Here is a 20002-nt window from a genome sequence, read left to right as displayed (position 1 = left end):
TTTTGTCGCTTACACACACAGGTTCGGCGATTTTTTTCTGTTTCCTTCTATAAAATTACTTCTATACATAAAAAGGGGCTGTCCCGTCGATAATATCGACTTATGGGACAGCCCCTTTTCCATACTTACGTTCCCGGCGCAGGTACAACCGTTGCGAGCCAGAAGCTTAGAATGACGACGGACGAGCTAACAAACATGATCAGCATCCACGTCAGTGTCTGACGATGGAATACAAGCTTTATGTCTTTAAACATCGCGCTTACGGAAGGGAGCTTGCTCATTTTCAGCATCAGCAGTTCAAGTCCCAGCAGGATCGTCGTTGCAGCAGCAGAAACCATGCAGAACGGGCAGATCGCTTCGATCACGAACAGCTGCAGGTAAACGAAGAAAGCGGATGAAAATACGCCTGCAATCGTAATCGGGGTAAGCACCTTCAGAACGAGCGGATGCTTCGTGTGATACCAGAGACCAGCAAACAAAAGCACCGTCAAATAATAGAAAGCTCCAAGCATTGCAAGCGGAATGCCCATCACATAAGCCCATTCACTCGTCATGACCGCCCACGGTGTTCCCGTCACATCAAACCCTGCCGGCAGCGGCAGCACCCAGAAATGAATACCCGTCAGAAAAACACTGACAGCCCAGCCGATAGCGGCGACTGCTGTAAATAGTGCGAACAGCTTCGGCACCGCTTTTCCATACGCGTATCCTGTATCAGCGGAAGCGCTGTCGCTGTTTTTCTCATTCATCCACATTTGCTCTTGTACCATTTCACTCATCGTTTCATTCCTCCTTGTTATATACCTAGCGGGGTATCTGTTAGATATATTAATATACCCCAATGGGTATGTCAACCCTTCTTGTTTATTTTCGTTTGAACATATTAAAAACCCGTCCACCAGCGGCAGACGGGGCGTTTTCTTTCCGTTATATCCTATTGAAAACCGCTCAGCTTTTCCAGATTTTTTCGCACTTCCTTTTCGTTTTTCCATCATCCAGCGATGCGATCAGGATCCGGGCGGTTTCAGCTGAGCGTTCATCGTTACTATGCTGATAGAGCCGCTTCAGCCCCTCGATGATGTCACTGCGAACGAGCGATCCATTCTTTTCGCTTTCTGCTTCTTCAAAGCGTTCTTTCATGTAAGGAAGCAGCGTATTCCGCTGTTCTTCCCCTGCCAAGCCAATTCTCCAGGCTGCTTGCAGCGTATGCCGGGCTGTCACAAACTTCTCATCCTTTGTCACCTTCCAAAGATCCGGGAATACGTCGAGAATCCGCTGCTCCGGATCGCTGATTGCCAGCTGAGCGAGATACTGGCCGGCCCGGGCCCGTCTGTGCGGATCCGAATGCTTAAGATCATCCACCAGCTCCTCCCAGATCTCATAGGTCCAGTCTACTTCCTGCTTCGTTTGTTCCATAATAACCGTGTAAGCCTCATAGCGTGCTTCCTTTGTACCGTGAGCAGAATCATCAAACCATTTACGCACATCCGGATTCATCATGTTACTACCCCCTGCATGTTTTTTTGCCATAAACGACGATCGTGCCAGTACCCGTATAAGGCATGGTGCTCCAATGCTGCCTCAGCTGAACATCTGTAAATCCGTTTTTTTCGAGAAGCGGACGCAGTTTTTCCGGCTCTGTGTATCGGATGGTGAGTGCTTCTATCAGGCGCTCGTCGGCGTCGTACAAGCTGGAGTGGAGCATGCCTGTTTGCGGATCGTATGTGTCAACTTCGCGTGTGCCGTTTACCTCATCTATTTCAGTCTCGGTTCCTGAATGCGGCGGTGTCCGCGTATCGAAATACAAGCTTCCTCCGGGCTTTAAATGGTGAAAAACTGCTTCCAGCAGGCTGTTCTGCTCCCCTTCCATCAGGAGATGCTGAAAGGAATGACCTGTCATAATAATAAAATCAGCTTGAAAGGGAAGTGAAAAGGAAGCAGCATCCTGCTGAATAAATGAGGCTTCGATGCCTGCTGCTTTTGCTTTTGCGATAGCACGATCAAGCATTGCTTGACTGATATCGATGCCTGTCACAAAAGCTCCTGCTTGTGCCAAAGGCAGAGTTGTTCTACCCGTTCCGCAGGCGAGGTCTATCACAATGCTTCCGTCCTTGATGACACCTTTTAGAAACTCAGCCTCTTTCTGAATGTGGTCATAGCGCACGTCATACCGTTCCGGATCATCATACGGATTGATTGGCATCACTTCATTCCCCCCCCTCTGTTCGTTTACCTCTTTTTCTCTCTATTTGTTCAACAGTTTTTCATAGCAAACCAGTTGATTGTTAGGTGCCCGAAAGGTATCCTTTACATTAGCACATGAACTTCCGGAAGGAGCGAATTCGACTGTGACAAGCGTCGACAGATTGAAAGAGATTATTTTGGATCACACGTCGCACGTGTTCCTCATTACAGATCCGAAGCAGCCTGATAATCCTATTATATACGCAAACAATGGTTTTTTTGAGTTGACAGGATATACAAAAGAAGAAGTGATCGGCCAAAACTGCCGGTTCCTTCAGGGACCTGATACAGACCGCCGGGCAGTCGCTGCTATGCGCCGTGCTATTGAGCAAAAAGATCCGTTTACGGTAGAACTGCTGAACTATAGAAAAAACGGAACGCCCTTTTGGAATTTGCTTCACATTGACCCGGTCTATGTGGAGGATGAGGGGCAGTATTATTTCGTCGGCATCCAAAAAGATATCACTGACTTAAAGGATAAGCAGTCGCGGGCCGATTCCTCTCAGACAGAGCTGGACCTGCTTTCTACGCCCATTGTTCCTATTACAGCTAGTGCGTCGGTGCTTCCTCTGATCGGGCAGATCGATGAGCGACGCCTTGAGATGATCACAGAACGCCTGACTACAGGGCTCGCCGATACCAGAGTGGAAACCCTTATTCTTGATTTAACCGGCTTTCAAATGGAGGATGAAGGGGTTGCCGACAGCATCATCCGCCTCGGCGAAATTCTTCAGCTTCAAGGTATTGAGATGATCGTAACCGGTATTACGCCCGAAACAGCTATGAAATACCGTAAACTCGACCAGAGCCTTTCCAACTTTCCCTCTTTTCATTCTGTTAAACAGGCCTACGAATCGCTGCAGCAGTAGCCAGGTCGTCCAGCTGTATCAGGCTGGACGACTTTTTCTTACCGACTGCCGGGAGACGGTTTAACGATGTCCCGAAATGGGAAAAGCACTAACTGGGGTGTATTCATATGGAACTCAGCCGTACGGAAAAATGGAACATATTCCTGCTTCGTCCGCTAGTTATGACGCTTGTAGCTATTGCAACGCTCTTTTTGCTGGAAGCAGGTTTACCAGACTGGCCGATTATGATTGGCATCACAACCGGCTTGTTTGCCGCGCCGCTCATCACCGCACTCTTTTTTCCAAAGCTGCTTACTAAAAAGCGTCCCCAAAATCCGACCCGGAAGCAGAAAATCGGCCGGGCCGTGTTCTTCAGCGCAGGCGGACTGCTGATCCTTTTTATTGTGGTTCGTTTCTTTTGGCAGATCGCTGCCTGAGAATCAGCTGTACCCGTTGAGAATCCTTCTTTTTCCCTGTCGAAAACCTTTTATCTCACCGATTCTCCTTCGTGATAAATCAACTAAATGCACTATTTTTCAGCGTTTCGCTTTTTATTTTGCTTATAATTTATTATAATTATAATCTGAGAATGAATATTGTATCTTTCTCACTTTTTTATGTGCGAAGGAACAATCGCTCTCTGAATCTTTTCAAAAAATGGAAAGGGGTAGTTATGAACATGGATAACAACGAAAACATGGACAAGTGCCCGGTTACTGGTCAGAGCTTGACGGCAAGTATTCCGACAAGCAGTCCGACAGGCGGCACGAAGAACAAAGACTGGTGGCCGAACCTGCTGAACCTCGATATTCTTGCACAGCACGATACGAAGACCAACCCTCTTGGCGAAGACTTCGATTACACAGAAGAGTTCCAGAAGCTCGACTATAAAGCAATGAAGGAAGACCTTCACAAGCTTATGACGGACAGTCAGGACTGGTGGCCTGCAGACTACGGTCACTACGGCCCGTTCTTTATCCGCATGTCCTGGCATGCAGCCGGTACTTACCGTACAGGCGACGGACGCGGAGGCGGCGGAAGCGGCTCCCAGCGTTTCGCACCGCTGAACAGCTGGCCGGACAACGGTAACCTCGATAAGGCCCGTCGTCTGCTTTGGCCAATTAAGCAGAAGTACGGAAACAAAATCTCCTGGGCTGACCTGCTCGTTCTTGCCGGAAACGTTGCGATTGAATCCATGGGCGGTAAAACGCTTGGCTTCGGCGCTGGACGTCCTGACATCTGGCACCCGGAAGAAGACGTGAACTGGGGTCCTGAAACAGAGTGGCTTGGCGATGAGCGCTATTCAGGCGAACGCGAGCTGGAAAACCCGCTTGCTGCCGTGCAGATGGGTCTCATTTACGTGAATCCGGAAGGACCTAACGGCGAGCCGGATCCACTCGGAAGCGGACGAGACATCCGTGAAACGTTTAAGCGTATGGGAATGAACGATGAAGAAACAGTAGCACTCACTGCCGGTGGCCACACGTTTGGTAAGGCCCACGGCGCTGGTCCGGCTGAATCTGTTGAGGATGCTCCGGAAGCTGCTCCGGTAGAATCCATGGGCTTTGGCTGGAAGAGCAGCCACGAAACAGGCAACGGTGCCTACACGATTACAAGCGGAATCGAAGGTGCCTGGACTCCGACACCAACGAAGTGGGATATGTCTTACTTTGACGTTCTCTTCGGCTATGAGTGGGAGCTTACGAAGAGCCCGGCCGGCGCCTACCAGTGGGAGCCGAAAGAGCTGAAGGAGGAGGACCATGCGCCTGACGCGGAAGATTCCTCTAAGAAGCGCACGATCATGATGACGACGGCCGACATGGCAATGCGTATGGATCCGGACTACGAGAAGATTTCCCGTCGTTTCCACAAGAATCCAGACGAGTTTGCTGACGCCTTCGCATCTGCATGGTTTAAGCTGCTTCACCGTGACATGGGTCCTAAAGACCGCTACCTCGGACCGGAAGTGCCGGAAGAAGACTTTATCTGGCAGGATCCGGTACCTCGCGGCAACTATGATCTGACGGATGCAGAAATCGACGAGCTGAAAAGCAAGATCCTTGACTCCGGTCTATCTGTAGACGAGCTCGTGAAAACTGCCTGGGCTTCTGCAAGCACTTTCCGTATTTCCGATATGCGCGGAGGTGCCAATGGCGCCCGCGTCCGCCTGTCCCCTCAAAAAGACTGGGCGGCAAACGAGCCGGAACAGCTTGCGAAAGCACTCGATGTGCTTGAGGGCATTAAGAACGAAACAAGCATCAACGTCAGCCTTGCTGATCTGATCGTTCTCGGCGGTAACGCGGCGATTGAAAAAGCTGCGAAGGATGCCGGCTTTGATGTAACGGTGCCATTTACTCCAGGCCGCGGTGACGCGACACAAGAGCAGACCGATGAGGAGAGCTTTGAAGTACTGGAGCCGGTTGCAGATGCATTCCGTAACTACCAGCTCAAGGAGTTCGCTGTCAGCCCGGAAGAGCTCATGGTTGATAAAGCACAGCTCCTGAACCTGACTGCACCGGAAATGACCGTTCTTGTCGGCGGTATGCGTGCACTGGGTGCAAACCACGGCGGAACAAAGCACGGGGTCTTCACAAGCCGTCCTGGCCAGCTGACGAACGATTTCTTCGTGAATCTGCTGGACATGGGCGTTGAGTGGGCTCCTGCCGATAATGGTGTATATGAAGCACGTGACCGTCAGAACGGCAACGTCGTTCGCACGGCAACACGCGTCGATCTCGTATTCGGTTCCAACTCCGTTCTCCGTGCCGTATCTGAAGTTTACGCACAGGATGACAACAAAGAGAAGTTCGTGAACGACTTCATCAACGCATGGGTGAAGATCATGGACGCTGACCGTTTCGACGTCAAAAAATAAACAGCTGTATGTCAGCCGCCTGTCCGGATTCATTCCGGCAGGCGGTTTTTCTGTTTGATTTCCCGCCATTGCTTCTTTCCTGGATCTTTTTTCACGGATTAGGCTGATTGTCGTTTATGCCTTCGTTTCTCAGGGAAAATGTAGAACGTGCGTTCTTTTGACAAGCCAGACGAATCCGATCGCTTGCGTTGTGAAGCTGTACATAATCATTCTTTGATTAATCGTTCAATTGGAACAGGTAAACAGAACCTCCGGCCGGGCTTTTTTTCCGCGGCTGTTCTGAAAATGTCGGTTCCAGACACCGCAATGGGTTATGAGTGCTGCGGTATTCGCAAGCGCCTGGATGACTGCTGGCAACTAATTTGCTGGGGAGAGTGTTGTGCATGAAGAAGTTGACGACTGGGCAAGGTGTACCGATTCGGGATAATCAAAACTCCCGCACGGCCGGCGAAAACGCCCCGACGTTATTAGAGGATTATCAGCTGATCGAAAAAATGGCGCACTTTGACCGGGAGCGTGTTCCGGAGCGCGTCGTTCACGCGCGCGGGTTTGGTGCACACGGAACATTTCGCACAGCTGCGAGCATGAAACCTTATACAAAGGCTCATTTTCTGCAGGAAGAAGGCACGGAAACACCGGTCTTTGCACGCTTCTCCACCGTGATTCACGGTAACCATTCGCCGGAAACGCTCCGAGATCCACGAGGATTTTCAGTTAAATTTTACACGGAAGAAGGAAACTACGACTTCGTCGGCAACAACCTTCCTGTTTTCTTCATCCGCGACGCCATGAAATTCCCTGATGTGATTCACTCCCTGAAGCCTGACCCGCGTACGAACATTCAGGATCCGGACCGCTTCTTTGACTTCATGTCCCTGACGCCGGAATCGACGAACATGCTCATGCACTTGTTTTCGGACGAAGGGATTCCCAGAAGCTACCGGCATATGCGCGGCTCAAGCGTCCATGCCTTTAAATGGGTGAACGAACACGACGAATATGTCTACGTGAAGCTGCGCTGGGTACCGAAGCTCGGAATTGAAAATTTATCCGAATCGGAAGCATCCGAGATTCAGGCAGAGGATTTTAATCATGCCACCATGGATGCATATGAGGCGATTGAACGCGGCGACTTCCCTCAGTGGGACCTCTATGTGCAGTTTCTGGATCCTGAAAACGTTGATGACTACGAGTTTAATCCGCTGGATGCTACGAAAGACTGGTTCGAATCGGATTTTCCATATCATCACGTCGGTACGTTGGAACTAAATAAAAACGTGGACAACTATTTCGCTGAAACAGAATCAGTCGGCTTCAATCCCGGCGTTCTTGTTCCCGGCATTGAGCCTTCTGAAGACAAAATGCTGCAAGGACGACTGTTTTCGTACTCAGACACACAGCGGTACCGGATCGGCCCGAACTACCTGCAGCTGCCTGTTAACTGTCCGTTTGCGAAAGTAAATCACTATCAGCGCGACGGTTTCATGCCGGTAAATCAGCCGACAGACCCGGTGAACTACGAGCCTAACCGGTATGAAGAGACACCTAAAGAGGACCGTTCCCAAATCGACCACGTCGCTCCTGTTTCCGGTCCGGCAGGCAGGATTCCAATCGACAAAAAAGCCGATTTTCTGCAGCCGCAGCAGGTGTGGGATCACTATTCCGATGCTGACAAAGAAGCGCTCGTCTCCAACCTGACGAATGCGCTGCAGGACGTACGGGAAGACACACAATTACTGCAAATCTGCAACTTCTACCGCGGCTGTCCTGCATTAGGGGAAAAGCTCGCAGAGAATTTGTCTGTCGACATCAGCGCCTACCGGTAAATAACCGTAGCTCTGCAAGATCTCTTATGATCAAAAGAGGTGCCAAGCCATAGCGGCCGGCACCTCTTTTTCGTGTAAAAAACGGATTCATCGTTACTGGTTTTACCGATCTTCAAACTCTTTACGGAGGATACTCATGCGAATATCATCGTGAAACGTTCCCTCTACCAGCGCTCCCTCGCGCTCGATCCCTTCTTTAATAAAGCCGCTCTTTTCATAGCAGCGGATCGCACGAGTATTATACGCGAGCACCTTCAGTTCCACCCGGTGAAGCCGAAGCGTTTCAAAGGCATAGCCGAGTACGAGCTTCGTAATTTCTGTGCCGAGACCCTGCCCCCAGACGGACGGGTCGAACAGACCGATCGCAAATCTGGCTTTTTCGTCTTCCCAGCGGACGGTAAGTCTCGCCTGTCCGATCAGACGGCCTTCATATTCGACACACCATTCATGGGGATGGCGGCTGATTGCTTCCAGAAAAGCTGCCGCATCCGCTTCTGTTTTTAAAAGGCGCCGATGCCGGTCTTCTCCATACATGTGCAGCATTTCCGGATCAAAGTCGACTCGCATATAGTCCGTATGATCCTGCTCTGCCGGCTGCCTGAGCAGCACTCGTTCTCCTCGTAATTCTGGCGGTTGCTCCATGGTCATACCCCTCTTTCTCCACAACTATTATATCCTTTTATGGAATATAAAACCAGACTGTTTCTTTTCCCCTTCTTTCTTCACACTGATACTGAGAGAAGGAGGGAGAATATGCTTGGACTAAAACGTAATGATGTAAGGCTTGTACCGTACGATCCGCAGTGGAGCCAGAGGGCAGACGAACGGATAAAGGAGCTTTCTGCAGTAACTGACATTCCTGAGAACCGTTTTGCTCATATTGGCAGCACGGCAATAGCTGACATGCCCGCAAAGCCCATCATCGACCTTGCTATCGGTGTGGATCAGTTAGACGCAGATCACAACGATTTATTCTGCCGCTTAAAGCAGTGCGGATTTCTGCGCCTGCGCGTTCAAAAGCAGGAGGAAATCGTATTTGCAGCGTTTACGGACGATTCTTATGAAACGAAGACTCACATTCTCCATCTGATGACGTACAACGGCGAGCTGTGGAACAACCTGCTATTTTTCCGGAATTATATGAACACACACTCTGCTGAACACAGTGCATACGCCGCTCTGAAAAAACGGGCAGCTGCCGCTCATCCGACCAGTATTCCTGCCTATACGGAAGAGAAAACCGCCTTCGTCCACCATATTTATCAGCTGCGCACCTAACCGTTTACTATCTTTTCGTCTACAACAAACGAATTACTTCCCAGTTAAAATGTCAAATTTTACTGGACTAAAGCAGGAAAAACGTGTAAATTCCGGACAATTTCGCCTCGCTCTGGTACCCTGATGTATGAATTCACAGGCGGAGGTAAGGAAATATGAGACCATCAGGCGTAACAGTTGCTGTTCTCCTGCTGCTTGCAGGCTGCTCCGGCAGCGCTGAACATGAGCAGGAAACGGAAGTGCAGGAGCCCGAGACACAGAACGACTCAATTGAAGAGGAAGAGAAGGCAGAAGAAACGGATGATGACTCGACCTCTTATTCGTTTGGAGATTTGGATCGGTTTGGCAGTGAACCGCAGGAATGGATGCAGGCAGCGCCAGGATCCTATAGTGAGGACGACTACGATGAAGATGAAGTGATGACGGTACTCTCTGATTCGATCGAGTCCGGCACGAGCGATGACGAACTCTTTCTGCAAGTGCTTGATCTGACAGCGTTTGATTACCGGAACTACATCGAAGAAGCACTGGCGCTCGAAATCGACTACGAGGAGCTTACGGTACGTCCCGGCGATACAAGCAGCTCCGAAGAGGATGTACAGGGGCTTCATGTTCAGGTTTTATTTGATGCAAGCGGAAGCATGGCTCAGTCTGTCGGGGATGAGATAAAGATGGATGCGGCGAAAGAAGCCGTGCATGAATTTGCGGCTGAACTGCCGGAGCACGCAAACATATCGCTGCGCGTATACGGACATCAGGGAAGCAATCTGGCTGTCGATCAGGAGGAGTCGTGTGCAGGCACGGAAGAGCTTTATCCGTTAGCTCCTTATGAGGAAGCAGCATTTACAGAGGTGCTTGATTCATTCGAACCGACCGGCTATACGCCGATTGCAGCGTCGATTGAAGCTGCTGGAGACGATCTGCTGGCATATGCAGAAGACGGGGACGAGGTTGTCGTCTATATTGTCAGTGACGGAGAGGAAACGTGCGGCGGTGATCCCGTTCAGGCAGCAGCTGATCTGAACGAGAGCGGCATTAATGCGGTCGTTCACATCATCGGGTTTGACGTAGAGGATGATGAGCACCAGGCTCTTATGGACATTGCCTCTGCCGGCGGCGGTGACTATATGCAGGCAGACGATGCAGAAACGCTGCGCCAGACGCTTCGCGAGGAACAAAGCGAGCTGATCAGCGCCTGGCGGGAGTGGCAGGCAGAGAATACAGACGTCAGCCGCGAGCAGCAAAGCGACTATCTCGACCGCTCCCGGGAGCTGCAGGAGACGATTACGGATTTGAGCAGGGCCGAACAAGATCGATTAACCGACCTGAGCCGGGCGCTGGAGGAACAGAACGACGATTATTCCGGCATTCCTCTTCGCTCTTCTGTAACAGACCGGGGTATCGCCATCCGCTCTTATATCACGGAGTCCATGATTCAATTCCGCCAGCAGGCAGTCGATGAAGGCATTCAAAACCGCCAGGATATCACAGAAGAAGGCATCAACGAACGCCAGGATATTATCCAGGGGGATGACAATGAGTAGCAATCTGAAGGGAAAAACGCATGACCTGCAGGAAACAACACGAGCTATCACCATGTATTACGTACTTACTGCCATTCTCTTTCTAGGCGGTGCGGGTATCGTGTGGGCAGCCTACCAGACAGGTTCGGCTGCCGGCCTCATCGTTCTAGGTGGAACAGGACTTGTCCTCATGCTCTCGAGCGTCCTGCTGGTTCATAAAATCCGGAAACTCGATCAGTTCATTGCCTACGGCATCGATGAAGAAAAGCAGGAGATATGGATGAGTCATGAAAAAAGCGGCAGCAGCGAGCCGCTTGACGCCATCCAGATTCCCTTTTCTGCTATTGAAACGGTCCTGCTGGCACCGCAGCTTCAGGCGTATACAACTGGCCAGGGCTCCACTAGTAAAACGATCTATACGTACATTCCGGTTGTACTTGTCGTCTTCCAGGAAGCTGGACAGACACGATGGATGGATATTTCGTTTCGGGACGATGAATCGGCCAATAGCTGGCTGGCTGATGCCCAACACGCCGGTCTGTCTCTTTTCCGCACAGATGAGTCGGTGAACAAACTTTACCGCGACCCTGATGCAGCCGAGCTGATTCAAACGGACCTTTACAAAGAACCGTTTACGTTTAACGGCAGCGTGATAAGCTACATCAACCGGCAGCGTCGCGAGGACCATGCCTATCTGCCGGAATATACGCCTGAGATGGAGACACATTCTCATCACTATGTCACGTTTCCATGGAGACTGCCGCACCTGTTTATAGGCTCCACTACGCTGCTGCTGATGGTGATGCTGCTTGATCAGTGGTACGTGCTGATGCAGCCGGGAAGTATGGCCGGGGACATCAGCCTCGTCGGAACAATTGGTGCCACGATTGTGTTCGGCGCCTTTCACATTCTCTACGGCTACCGGTTTGAACGGGTGAAACCGATCACCCTCCTGCCGATCGCGCTTCTATCCGCAGCATCTTACGGAACGGCCGTCTTCCTTCTGTCGCTTCTGATTGTGATGATGCAGCCCCATGATCCACGGATGCTTGCTCCTTACGCGGTCTTATTTTTCCCGCTTATGCTCGTCACACTGTTCGTTCGCAGGCAGAAGCCGGCTCACCATCATCAAGCTGTAAGAGTGGCAAAGAAAAGCATGCGCAACACGTCTTCTGCCTAGCTGAAAGTCCGTCTGCTTCCAGACGGGCTCTTTTCTTATAGGAATTGCTGCAGCTTTGCGCTACAATCATCGTAACGATCCGATTGGAGGGAGCAGACATGATTCAGCGGTATGGCACGTTCGAAAAGGACGCGATGGTCGTCGAGTATACACAGCGTGGCGAAGGGCCGCTGGTTCTGTTTTTGCACGGCGGTCATGCCAGCTGCTTCGAGACGATCGGGACAGAGGCGCTGCTAGAGGAAGGATTTTCCATCATTGCTCCATCACGTCCCGGCTACGGGGTGACGTCTCCCGTCCGCAATCTCGATGCTGCATGTACGCTTTATGAAGGATTGCTTACCCACCTTGGATTGGAACGAATTCATGTGCTGGCTGCCTCGGCAGGAGGTCCTGCAGGCATCCGCTTTGCCGCCCTTTATCCGGAAAAAGCTGCCTCGCTGACGCTGCAATCTGCCGTAACCAAGGAATGGCTTACCCCTGCAGACCCTGCCTATAAAGCGGCGAAGGTTCTCTTTCATCCGAAACGGGAGCGCTTCACGTGGCAGCTGCTGCAGCTGATAAGCCGTCGTTTTCCAAAGCTGCTTTTTCGCCAGATGTTTTCCTCCTTCAGCACGCTCTCCTATCAAGAAGCAGCTTCACGCATAGCCCCCGGCGACGCGGAAACATTTGCACGAATGATGGCCTCGCAGCGCTCGGGAAAAGGCTTTATGATCGATCTTGAGCAGTCACGTGAAGCAGGAACAGACACACTCGCTGCGATTACCTGCCCCGTTCTGATCATGCACAGTCCGTTCGACGCCTCGGTTCCGTTTGCGCATGCAGAGCACGCGGCAGCCATGATACCGAATGCCAGACTGGAAAAGCTGCATGCATGGGGGCATCTGATCTGGCTCGGTAAAGAAGCCGGCACTACCGACCGCCTGCTGCTGGCCTTTTTACATGAGCATCAATAGATAATCGCCTTTTCGAAGCTTTAGATACAGACTATCGACCTTTTGGACTACCATAAAAAAGGCGCTGCAAAGCATCCGGGTACCTCCGTAACCACTTGTATGTAAAGAAGGGATTTCACCATGACACTCTGGTTTTTACTTGCCGCAGCCAGCGCCATTATCTTTGGTCTGGCTACCTTTTGCTTTAAAGTGAACGCGTTCAAAGGCTGGCCGCTCCTGCCGTTTTTTGCAGGCGTTTATGCCAGCGGCACTGTCGGCTTTGCTGTAACGGCGTACGTGGAAAACGTGCTGTATCTCTCTGCGGTGATTCTGCTCAGCGGAATGATTGTAGGAATCGGCTCCACGTTCGGCAATCTGCTGTTCATGCGGGCGCTCGAATATGGACCGGCGAGCCTGACCTCCCCGCTCGTGAACACGAATATTCTCTTGATCGTACTCATGTCTGTTATCGTTTACGCAGAACGCCCCGGCGCAATGGAATACACCGGGATCTTTCTGATTGTCGCAGCCGTGAGCCTGCTTCCGCTTGACCCCCGAGAAAAACTGAGTATTCCAAACCGGATCTGGTACGTATTTGTGTTTGCTGCGACTGCGTTGTTTTTTCTGCGTAACGGCGGTCTGAAAGTAACGGAAGAGCTTGCGCTTCCAAATACGACTATCCTTTTCGTCGGCTATGCAGTTGGCCTGCTCTGGTCGCTGCAGGCGCTGCTTCGTTCTCCTCAGAGAAATTCGCCTTGTCGACTGAAAAGCTTCCAATTTGGACTCGGAGCCGGCTTGTTTTCCTTTGCCGGCATGCAGCTTTACGCGTGGGCTTTGCAGAGCGGGCCTGCCAGCATCGTCTCCCCTGTATTTTCCACGAACAGTCTCGTTGTGGCGCTGTTGTCGGTGCTCTATTTGCGGGAGCGCCTCACCCGGCTGCAGACGGTTTCGCTTGCGCTCGTCTTCATCGGGATCCTTCTGCTGCAAATAAGCTGAATTTTGACACCAGCTGACTTTAAAAGGTGAATGTTCGGAGGAGAAAGGTAAACGTTTCTCTCCGGTATTTAATCCTTTCTTCGTTTTAACAGTTCTAAGTTGATGCTCGTAAACAGGTCCAAGCCCATGTTAATGCTTTTACAGCTACAGGTTGACGGTTTAGGAAGCCTGTTTAACGCTTTTGCAGAAAAAGTTGAACACTTTCGTTTTCACTATCTGCTGAAGACCGCCGTGCGCAATCAAAACACCCCCATCCGGTTCACAGAACCGATTGGGGGTGTCAGCTGTTATTCTACTGTTACGGACTTCGCCAGGTTACGAGGCTTGTCCACGTCGCAGCCGCGGTGAAGCGCTGCGTAATAAGAAATGATCTGCATTGGCAGAACGCTCACAAGCGGTGTGAGATATTCGTGCACGGCAGGCATCACAACCGTGTCTTCTTCGTGTTCGCAGCCTTCCATGCTGATAAAGCAAGGGTTCGCGCCGCGGGCGACAACTTCCTTCATGTTTCCGCGGATATTCAGGCTGACATCTTTCTGTGTTGCAAGCCCAATCACCGGTGTTCCTTCTTCGATCAGCGCTATCGTCCCGTGCTTCAGCTCTCCGCCTGCAAAGCCTTCTGCCTGAATGTAGGAGATTTCCTTCAGCTTGAGGGCACCTTCCATGCAGACGTAATAGTCGAGCGAACGGCCGATAAAGAAGGCATTTCGCGAGACGCTGAGGAATTCACGCGCTACTTCTTCGAGCACTTCTTTTTTCTCTGTGAAAATTTCCATTGCGTTTGCAACGATCCCGAGCTCCTGCAGCGGGTCAAAGTCGATTTCTACTCCGCCTGCACGAGCAGCATCCACTGCAAGAATAGCCATCACAGCCATCTGCGCCGTGTAGGCTTTCGTTGACGCAACGGCGATTTCAGGGCCTGCATGCGTGTGCAGCGTATAGTCTGCTTCACGGGACAATGTGGAGCCTGGTACGTTTGTAATCGTCAGTGCCGGATGTCCCAGCTCCTTCACGTTCACGAGTACACCGCGGAGGTCAGCTGTTTCTCCGCTCTGTGAAATAAAGATAAAGAGTGGTTTCTTGCTTAGTAATGGCATGTTGTAAAGGAACTCACTTGCAATATGCGTTTCTACCGGAATGTGTGCGATTTTTTCGATCAGTTCTTTTCCGACCAGTCCGGAATGATAGCTCGTTCCGGCCGCAATAATATAGATGCGGTCTGCATCTGTTACCGCGCTGCGGATCTCTTCGTCGAGCTTAATGTTTTCGTTCTCATCCTTGTACTTCGTGATGATGTTCCGAATCACAAACGGCTGCTCGTCGATCTCCTTCAGCATGTAATGCGGGTACGTGCCCTTTTCAATGTCGGTGGAGTCGAGCTCTGCGATATAGGAATCGCGGCTTATCTCCTGGCCGTCCAGCTTCTTCACCTGGGCTGTTTCACGTGTAACAACAACGATTTCTTTGTCTTCAATTTCCATGAATTCGTTTGTTACCTGCAGCATCGCCATCGCATCAGACGCGATAACGTTTACGCCGTCAGCCAGACCGATCAGAAGCGGGCTTTTATTCTTGCCGACATAGATTGTGTCACGATCGGTGTTATCGAGCAGTGCCGTCGCGTAGGAGCCTTCGAGCATGCTGAGCGTTTTACGGAACGCTTCCTCTGTCGACAGGCCTTCTTTTGAGAACGTATCAACAAGCTGAACGATGATTTCTGTATCCGTGTCAGATACCATCTCCACACCTTCAAGATACTCTCTGCGAAGCTGCTCATAGTTTTCGATAACCCCGTTATGCACAATCGTGAAACGGGCAGTCGCACTCTGGTGCGGGTGAGCGTTCAGCTGGCTTGGTACGCCGTGCGTCGCCCAGCGTGTATGACCGATGCCGACTACGCTGTCTTCAGACGTATCCACAACGTCCCGAAGAGCAGCAATTCGGCCCTTTTCTTTATAGACATGAATTCCTGATTCATTCGCAATCGCAATTCCTGCAGAGTCATAGCCGCGGTACTCGAGCTTTTCGAGTCCACGCAGGAGAATCTCCTTTGCATCTGCTGTTCCAATATATCCTACAATTCCGCACATAGCTAAATGTCCTCCCTGTGAGCAGGGCAGGTTCACGCCGGGGGCATGTCCGCCCCACTCTTTCTCGTTTTAATGGTTGTGTGTATCAGGAAATCAGTCAATAAGCTTTTGTTCAGCAAGTCGCCTCGCTGGTTTAGCTCCTTGTTGCGGCTGTGATTTCAGGCAGCCGGGAGGCATCCGCCGAACGTTCGATAACCTCCTCCTCGTCAACTGCACATCGGCAGTCCAGGCGCTTTTGAATGATGTTTCTCAGTCTTCTTTCCCCCTTTCACGCATTTGAATGACCTCATCATACTACACGGCAAAACAGCGGTCAATCGTTTTTTGCACATTTTGGAAATGTTCTGTGTCACTATTCGATCTCCACTTGTATCCGTCAGCTAAATGGGCCGGACTCGCTGTGTTAGTCGCCGCTCAGCGAAGAGTGTTACAGCTCGTCCTCTGTTTTCTGTAACCTGTTTCCCCATCCGTTAATCATGAAATTTGCCGAATCGTCATCCGCCCCGTGTACGGTGTTTTTCTAATCTGAGACCATTTAAAGAAGGCCATGTGCGTCCTTAAAATTCGACAAACGAAATCCTGTCAGGAATAACTGTGACGTAATTGCGTTTTCATTGTGTTGTAGAGGCGATGAGAGCGCTTTACTATAAAGGTACAAGCTACTTATTCTTTATCCTGAAGGGGGATTTCACATGAGTCAGGAACAACAAAAATCGACACTGCGGACACGAATTCAGCGGGTCGGAAGCTTTTTAAGCAGCATGATCATGCCGAACATTGGGGCGTTCATCGCCTGGGGCTTGATCACTGCGCTCTTTATTCCGGATGGCTGGGTGCCATATCCGACGTTCGAAGCGCTCGTCGGTCCGATGATCACCTACCTCCTGCCGCTGCTCATTGCCTACACCGGCGGTAAGCTTGTCCATGATACACGCGGTGGTGTCGTTGGGGCGACTGCCGCAATGGGTGTCATCGTCGGTGCAGAAGTGCCAATGTTTATCGGAGCCATGATCATGGGTCCACTCGGCGGCCTCCTCATTAAACAGATTGACCGTCTGCTCGAAGGGAAAGTACGTCAAGGCTTTGAAATGCTCGTCAACAACTTTACAGCTGGTATTCTTGCGATGCTGCTTGCACTCTTCGGCGTCATCACGGTCGGTCCGGTCGTATTCGGTCTGACGCAGGCGCTCGGTGCAGGGGTGGACGTCATTGTATCACTCGGCCTGCTCCCGCTTGCCAGTATTTTCATTGAACCAGCAAAGGTATTGTTCTTAAACAACGCAATCAACCATGGTATTCTCAGTCCTTTAGGTCTGGAGCAGGCTTCCCAGCAGGGCTCTTCGATTCTGCTGATGCTTGAAACAAACCCAGGTCCAGGACTGGGCGTGCTGCTTGCGATCATGCTCTTTGGAGTCGGCTCGGCAAAGCGTACAGCACCAGGGGCCGCGATCATCCATTTCTTTGGTGGTATTCACGAAATCTACTTTCCGTACATCCTGATGCGCCCGATTCTAATTCTGGCAGCAATCGCCGGCGGTATGGCAGGCATCTTCACCTTCTCGATCTTTGATGCCGGACTCGTCGCAACACCTGCACCAGGAAGCATCATCGCGTATACGCTGATGACGCCGCCGGGCGGTTATCTCGGGATGTTCGCCGGTGTGTTTGCAGCCACGGGTGTCTCCTTCCTTGTCGCTTCCATCATTCTGAAGACGACGAAGAATCCCGCTGAAGATGATATGTCCGGGGCAGCTGCTAAAATGGAAGAAATGAAAGGCAAGAAGAGCAGCGTTTCTGGTACGTTTGCAGAAGGCGAGCAGGCTGCGCCTGAAGCTGGAATCGATCCGTCAAACGTCAACCGCATCATTTTTGCCTGTGACGCAGGTATGGGCTCAAGCGCAATGGGAGCTTCGATCATGCGTGATAAGGTGAAAAAAGCAGGACTCGACATTGATGTGACGAATACTTCCATTAGCAACCTTCCGGAAGACGCCGATATTGTCATCACCCATAAGGACCTCACGCCTCGTGCAAAAGAAAAGCGTCCGGGAGCTGATCATGTATCTGTAGAAAACTTCCTGAACAGCCCGGAATACGACAAGCTCGTGGAGCGACTGAAGCAGTAACAGACTGGAGGGACGTATATGTACGTATCCGCCCGAGACCGGCGCATTCTGGATGAGCTGCTAGCACATCCGGAAGGAGTCACGGTTGCCTATCTGGCCGAAGCGCTGGATGTGAGCGAACGCACCATCCACCGTGATCTGACGACATTTGACAGTCTTCTGCAGCCGTATGAGCTGACGCTGGAAAAGAAGTCAGGGACCGGGCTGCGCCTTTCCGGACCAGATCAAGAGCTTCAGGCTCTTACAGAGGACCTGTCAGAGGCCCGCAGTATTGACTTTTTGCCTGAACAGCGTCAGCTGCTTTTATCATATAAGCTGCTGACAGCAACAGAACCTGTAAAACTGCATGCTCTCGCCTCCGAACTGCACATCACGGAAGCAACCGTCCGCAGTGATCTGGATAAGCTGACAGACTGGATGGAGCAGCATCAGCTGACGCTGCTGAGACGACGAGGCTTTGGGATTCAGGCAGCCGGTGAGGAGCAGGCAAAACGGCGCGCCATTCGCGCGCTGCTTGCCAATCATCTAAATGATACGGATCTGCTCCGCTTCATCCGCCGCAAAACGCTTGCAGAAACCGGCGGACGAACGAAGGCAATCGCCGACCAGCTGCTCGGTTTCGTCGACGAAGATCGGATTCAGGAGGTCGAACGAGCTGTCGAAGAAGTCACCCGCCGGCTTCCGGTTCCTATCGCCGATTCTTCCTATGCTGCGCTCGTCGTCCATCTTGCGCTGGCACTGGAGCGTATTCAGCTCGGTGAACGGGTACAGATGAAAGAGGAGCTGCTGGAGCGTCTAAAGCAGACGCAGGAATTTCCGCTGGCTGCTTCTCTTGCTGCACGGCTCGAGGAACGGCTCGATTTAACCATTCCTAATACAGAGATTGGCTATATTACGATGCACCTTCGCGGCGCCAAGCTGCAGCGGGATACAGCGTTTCAAGCGGACCCGGATCTGGATATTTCCTTTCTTGCCAGCCGCCTGATCCGCCACGTATCCGACCGGTACGGCACGGCTTTTTCCGGACACGCATTGGAAAAGGGCCTCACTGCTCATTTAAGCCCCGCTCTCTATCGCATGCAGCAGCAAATGAGCATTCATAATCCGCTTAAGGACACGATTCAGACTAAATACCCGCAGCTGTTCGCTGCAGTGGCAGATGCCGCTCGTCACGTGTTTGCTGAGCTTGATGTTCCGGATGACGAAGTTGGGTTTCTCGTGCTTCACTTTGGATCGGCGCTGGAACTCGATGACGGTCGTGAATACCACGCCTACGTTATCTGCTCCACTGGTATTGGCTCATCCAAAATGATGACCGCCCGCCTTAAACGGGAGCTGCCGCAGATCACGTCGATGGAACAACTCTCGGTTTATGAACTGGATCAGAAAACGCTTGATCCTGCCGATCTCATCATCTCGACGATTGCCCTGGATGACGCGTACGATTACATTCAAGTAAATCCGTTCTTAACCGATGATGAACTGGCTGAGATTGAACACTATATGGCTCGAAAGCCGGGAAGAACACCAGATTCCGTTTCCAAACAGCCTGCAGCGGGTACGCTGGAATCGATGCAGTCCCAGCTGAACGAAGCTCTGCAGCTGATGCAGCACGTAGAGCTGATTCAGGAATCGACTGCCGTCCCGTTTTGGCAGAGCATGCAGAATACGCTGCTGTATTTGCAGGGAAAAGGATTTGTATCAGACGCCCGCGCCGTTAAAAACGCGCTGCAGGAACGGGAGCAGCTTTCCGGAGTCGGACTTCCGAACACGCAGCTTGCGCTCTATCATGCGCGGAGCAGTGACATTCGTGAACCGGTGTTTCTGCTCGTGGAACGCCTACATCCAGAACCAATCCGAGCCATGGATGGCTCCACCATTCATGTCAGGCGCCTTCTGCTCATGCTCGCACCGCTGGATATGAGTGATACCCAAAGCAGCCTTCTGAGCAGCATCAGCGGCATGATTGTAAAGAATGAACGCAACCTCCGCCTGTTTGCGGAAGGAAGCGAAAAAGAAATAAAAGATGTGATGAGCGGAGAGTTTTTACAGCTTATCCGTGGAATAACGAACGAATAAAAAGG

Annotated in this window: 16 protein-coding genes; 11 read left to right on the top strand and 5 right to left on the bottom strand. The window is 51.4% G+C overall.

Annotated elements, in window-relative coordinates; translation table 11 throughout:
- Positions 1 to 125: 125 nt before the first annotated feature.
- From ACSZLD_RS12450 to ACSZLD_RS12440, 3 genes are all read right to left on the bottom strand, one after another.
- A complete protein-coding gene (locus ACSZLD_RS12450; protein WP_377910541.1) occupies positions 126 to 779 on the bottom strand; it encodes a vitamin K epoxide reductase family protein in 654 nt (217 codons plus the stop codon).
- A 169-nt stretch (positions 780 to 948) separates the two neighbouring features.
- Positions 949 to 1500 (bottom strand): hypothetical protein, encoded by a 552-nt coding sequence (locus tag ACSZLD_RS12445; protein WP_377910542.1) that lies wholly within the window; start codon positions 1498 to 1500, stop codon positions 949 to 951.
- A gap of 4 nt (positions 1501 to 1504) precedes the next feature.
- Positions 1505 to 2203 carry a class I SAM-dependent methyltransferase gene (locus tag ACSZLD_RS12440; RefSeq protein WP_444685357.1) on the bottom strand — a complete coding sequence of 233 codons (699 nt, stop codon included), beginning with the start codon at positions 2201 to 2203 and terminating at the stop codon, positions 1505 to 1507.
- A gap of 145 nt (positions 2204 to 2348) precedes the next feature.
- On the opposite strand from ACSZLD_RS12440, the gene ytvA reads away from it, so the two are divergent.
- From ytvA to ACSZLD_RS12420, 4 genes are all read left to right on the top strand, one after another.
- Complete coding sequence (gene ytvA / locus ACSZLD_RS12435; protein ID WP_444685353.1) at positions 2349 to 3113, top strand: YtvA family blue-light photoreceptor; 765 nt, start codon at positions 2349 to 2351, stop codon at positions 3111 to 3113.
- Between the two features lie 107 nt (positions 3114 to 3220).
- Positions 3221 to 3529 carry a hypothetical protein gene (locus ACSZLD_RS12430; protein WP_377910544.1) on the top strand — a complete coding sequence of 103 codons (309 nt, stop codon included), beginning with the start codon at positions 3221 to 3223 and terminating at the stop codon, positions 3527 to 3529.
- Positions 3530 to 3765: 236 nt separating this feature from the next.
- Positions 3766 to 5967 carry a catalase/peroxidase HPI gene (gene katG, locus ACSZLD_RS12425; protein ID WP_444685352.1) on the top strand — a complete coding sequence of 734 codons (2202 nt, stop codon included), beginning with the start codon at positions 3766 to 3768 and terminating at the stop codon, positions 5965 to 5967.
- A gap of 383 nt (positions 5968 to 6350) precedes the next feature.
- A complete protein-coding gene (locus tag ACSZLD_RS12420; RefSeq protein WP_444685351.1) occupies positions 6351 to 7793 on the top strand; it encodes a catalase in 1443 nt (480 codons plus the stop codon).
- A 102-nt stretch (positions 7794 to 7895) separates the two neighbouring features.
- Here ACSZLD_RS12420 and ACSZLD_RS12415 read toward each other — a convergent pair whose 3' ends face one another.
- Positions 7896 to 8435, bottom strand: a complete 540-nt coding sequence (locus ACSZLD_RS12415) for a GNAT family N-acetyltransferase (RefSeq protein ID WP_444685350.1) — start codon at positions 8433 to 8435, stop codon at positions 7896 to 7898.
- Between the two features lie 111 nt (positions 8436 to 8546).
- Here ACSZLD_RS12415 and ACSZLD_RS12410 point away from each other — a divergent pair, with 111 nt between their 5' ends.
- The 5 genes from ACSZLD_RS12410 (at position 8547) to ACSZLD_RS12390 (ending at position 13702) form a co-directional block, all read left to right on the top strand.
- Positions 8547 to 9071: a GrpB family protein gene (locus ACSZLD_RS12410; RefSeq protein ID WP_444685349.1), complete on the top strand. Its 525-nt coding sequence runs from the start codon at positions 8547 to 8549 to the stop codon at positions 9069 to 9071.
- A gap of 155 nt (positions 9072 to 9226) precedes the next feature.
- Positions 9227 to 10615, top strand: a complete 1389-nt coding sequence (locus ACSZLD_RS12405) for a vWA domain-containing protein (RefSeq protein WP_444685348.1) — start codon at positions 9227 to 9229, stop codon at positions 10613 to 10615.
- A complete protein-coding gene (locus ACSZLD_RS12400; RefSeq protein WP_444685347.1) occupies positions 10608 to 11774 on the top strand; it encodes a hypothetical protein in 1167 nt (388 codons plus the stop codon). Before ACSZLD_RS12405 ends, ACSZLD_RS12400 begins: the two co-directional genes overlap by 8 nt.
- Before the next feature lie 98 nt (positions 11775 to 11872).
- The gene (locus tag ACSZLD_RS12395; protein WP_444685346.1) at positions 11873 to 12727 is read left to right on the top strand and encodes an alpha/beta fold hydrolase; all 855 of its coding nucleotides are present in this window, start codon (positions 11873 to 11875) and stop codon (positions 12725 to 12727) included.
- A gap of 120 nt (positions 12728 to 12847) precedes the next feature.
- The gene (locus tag ACSZLD_RS12390) at positions 12848 to 13702 is read left to right on the top strand and encodes an EamA family transporter (RefSeq protein WP_444685345.1); all 855 of its coding nucleotides are present in this window, start codon (positions 12848 to 12850) and stop codon (positions 13700 to 13702) included.
- A 287-nt stretch (positions 13703 to 13989) separates the two neighbouring features.
- On the opposite strand, the gene glmS is transcribed toward ACSZLD_RS12390, so the two are convergent.
- A complete protein-coding gene (gene glmS, locus ACSZLD_RS12385; protein ID WP_444685344.1) occupies positions 13990 to 15792 on the bottom strand; it encodes a glutamine--fructose-6-phosphate transaminase (isomerizing) in 1803 nt (600 codons plus the stop codon).
- A 692-nt stretch (positions 15793 to 16484) separates the two neighbouring features.
- On the opposite strand from glmS, the gene ACSZLD_RS12380 reads away from it, so the two are divergent.
- Positions 16485 to 17918: a PTS mannitol transporter subunit IIBC gene (locus ACSZLD_RS12380; RefSeq protein WP_377910555.1), complete on the top strand. Its 1434-nt coding sequence runs from the start codon at positions 16485 to 16487 to the stop codon at positions 17916 to 17918.
- A gap of 18 nt (positions 17919 to 17936) precedes the next feature.
- Positions 17937 to 19997 carry a BglG family transcription antiterminator gene (locus ACSZLD_RS12375; RefSeq protein WP_444685343.1) on the top strand — a complete coding sequence of 687 codons (2061 nt, stop codon included), beginning with the start codon at positions 17937 to 17939 and terminating at the stop codon, positions 19995 to 19997.
- Positions 19998 to 20002 lie beyond the last annotated feature (5 nt).

It is taken from the genome of Alkalicoccus luteus (assembly GCF_052061695.1).
In the GTDB taxonomy this organism is placed as follows: Bacteria; Bacillota; Bacilli; order Bacillales; family Salisediminibacteriaceae; genus Alkalicoccus; species Alkalicoccus luteus.
The sequence above is the reverse complement of the archived record's forward strand: the minus strand, read 5'-3'. Positions and strand labels throughout refer to the sequence as shown.

Coding starts and splice junctions, on each gene's coding strand:
- ACSZLD_RS12395 (WP_444685346.1), top strand. CDS start 11,873: ATGATTCAGCGGTATGGCACGTTCGAAAAGGACGCGATGGTCGTCGAG.
- ACSZLD_RS12400 (WP_444685347.1), top strand. CDS start 10,608: ATGAGTAGCAATCTGAAGGGAAAAACGCATGACCTGCAGGAAACAACA.
- ACSZLD_RS12420 (WP_444685351.1), top strand. CDS start 6,351: ATGAAGAAGTTGACGACTGGGCAAGGTGTACCGATTCGGGATAATCAA.
- katG (WP_444685352.1), top strand. CDS start 3,766: ATGAACATGGATAACAACGAAAACATGGACAAGTGCCCGGTTACTGGT.
- ACSZLD_RS12405 (WP_444685348.1), top strand. CDS start 9,227: ATGAGACCATCAGGCGTAACAGTTGCTGTTCTCCTGCTGCTTGCAGGC.
- ACSZLD_RS12375 (WP_444685343.1), top strand. CDS start 17,937: ATGTACGTATCCGCCCGAGACCGGCGCATTCTGGATGAGCTGCTAGCA.
- glmS (WP_444685344.1), bottom strand. CDS start 15,792: ATGTGCGGAATTGTAGGATATATTGGAACAGCAGATGCAAAGGAGATT.
- ACSZLD_RS12380 (WP_377910555.1), top strand. CDS start 16,485: ATGAGTCAGGAACAACAAAAATCGACACTGCGGACACGAATTCAGCGG.
- ACSZLD_RS12415 (WP_444685350.1), bottom strand. CDS start 8,435: ATGGAGCAACCGCCAGAATTACGAGGAGAACGAGTGCTGCTCAGGCAG.
- ACSZLD_RS12390 (WP_444685345.1), top strand. CDS start 12,848: ATGACACTCTGGTTTTTACTTGCCGCAGCCAGCGCCATTATCTTTGGT.
- ACSZLD_RS12445 (WP_377910542.1), bottom strand. CDS start 1,500: ATGATGAATCCGGATGTGCGTAAATGGTTTGATGATTCTGCTCACGGT.
- ACSZLD_RS12450 (WP_377910541.1), bottom strand. CDS start 779: ATGAGTGAAATGGTACAAGAGCAAATGTGGATGAATGAGAAAAACAGC.
- ACSZLD_RS12410 (WP_444685349.1), top strand. CDS start 8,547: ATGCTTGGACTAAAACGTAATGATGTAAGGCTTGTACCGTACGATCCG.
- ACSZLD_RS12440 (WP_444685357.1), bottom strand. CDS start 2,203: ATGCCAATCAATCCGTATGATGATCCGGAACGGTATGACGTGCGCTAT.
- ACSZLD_RS12430 (WP_377910544.1), top strand. CDS start 3,221: ATGGAACTCAGCCGTACGGAAAAATGGAACATATTCCTGCTTCGTCCG.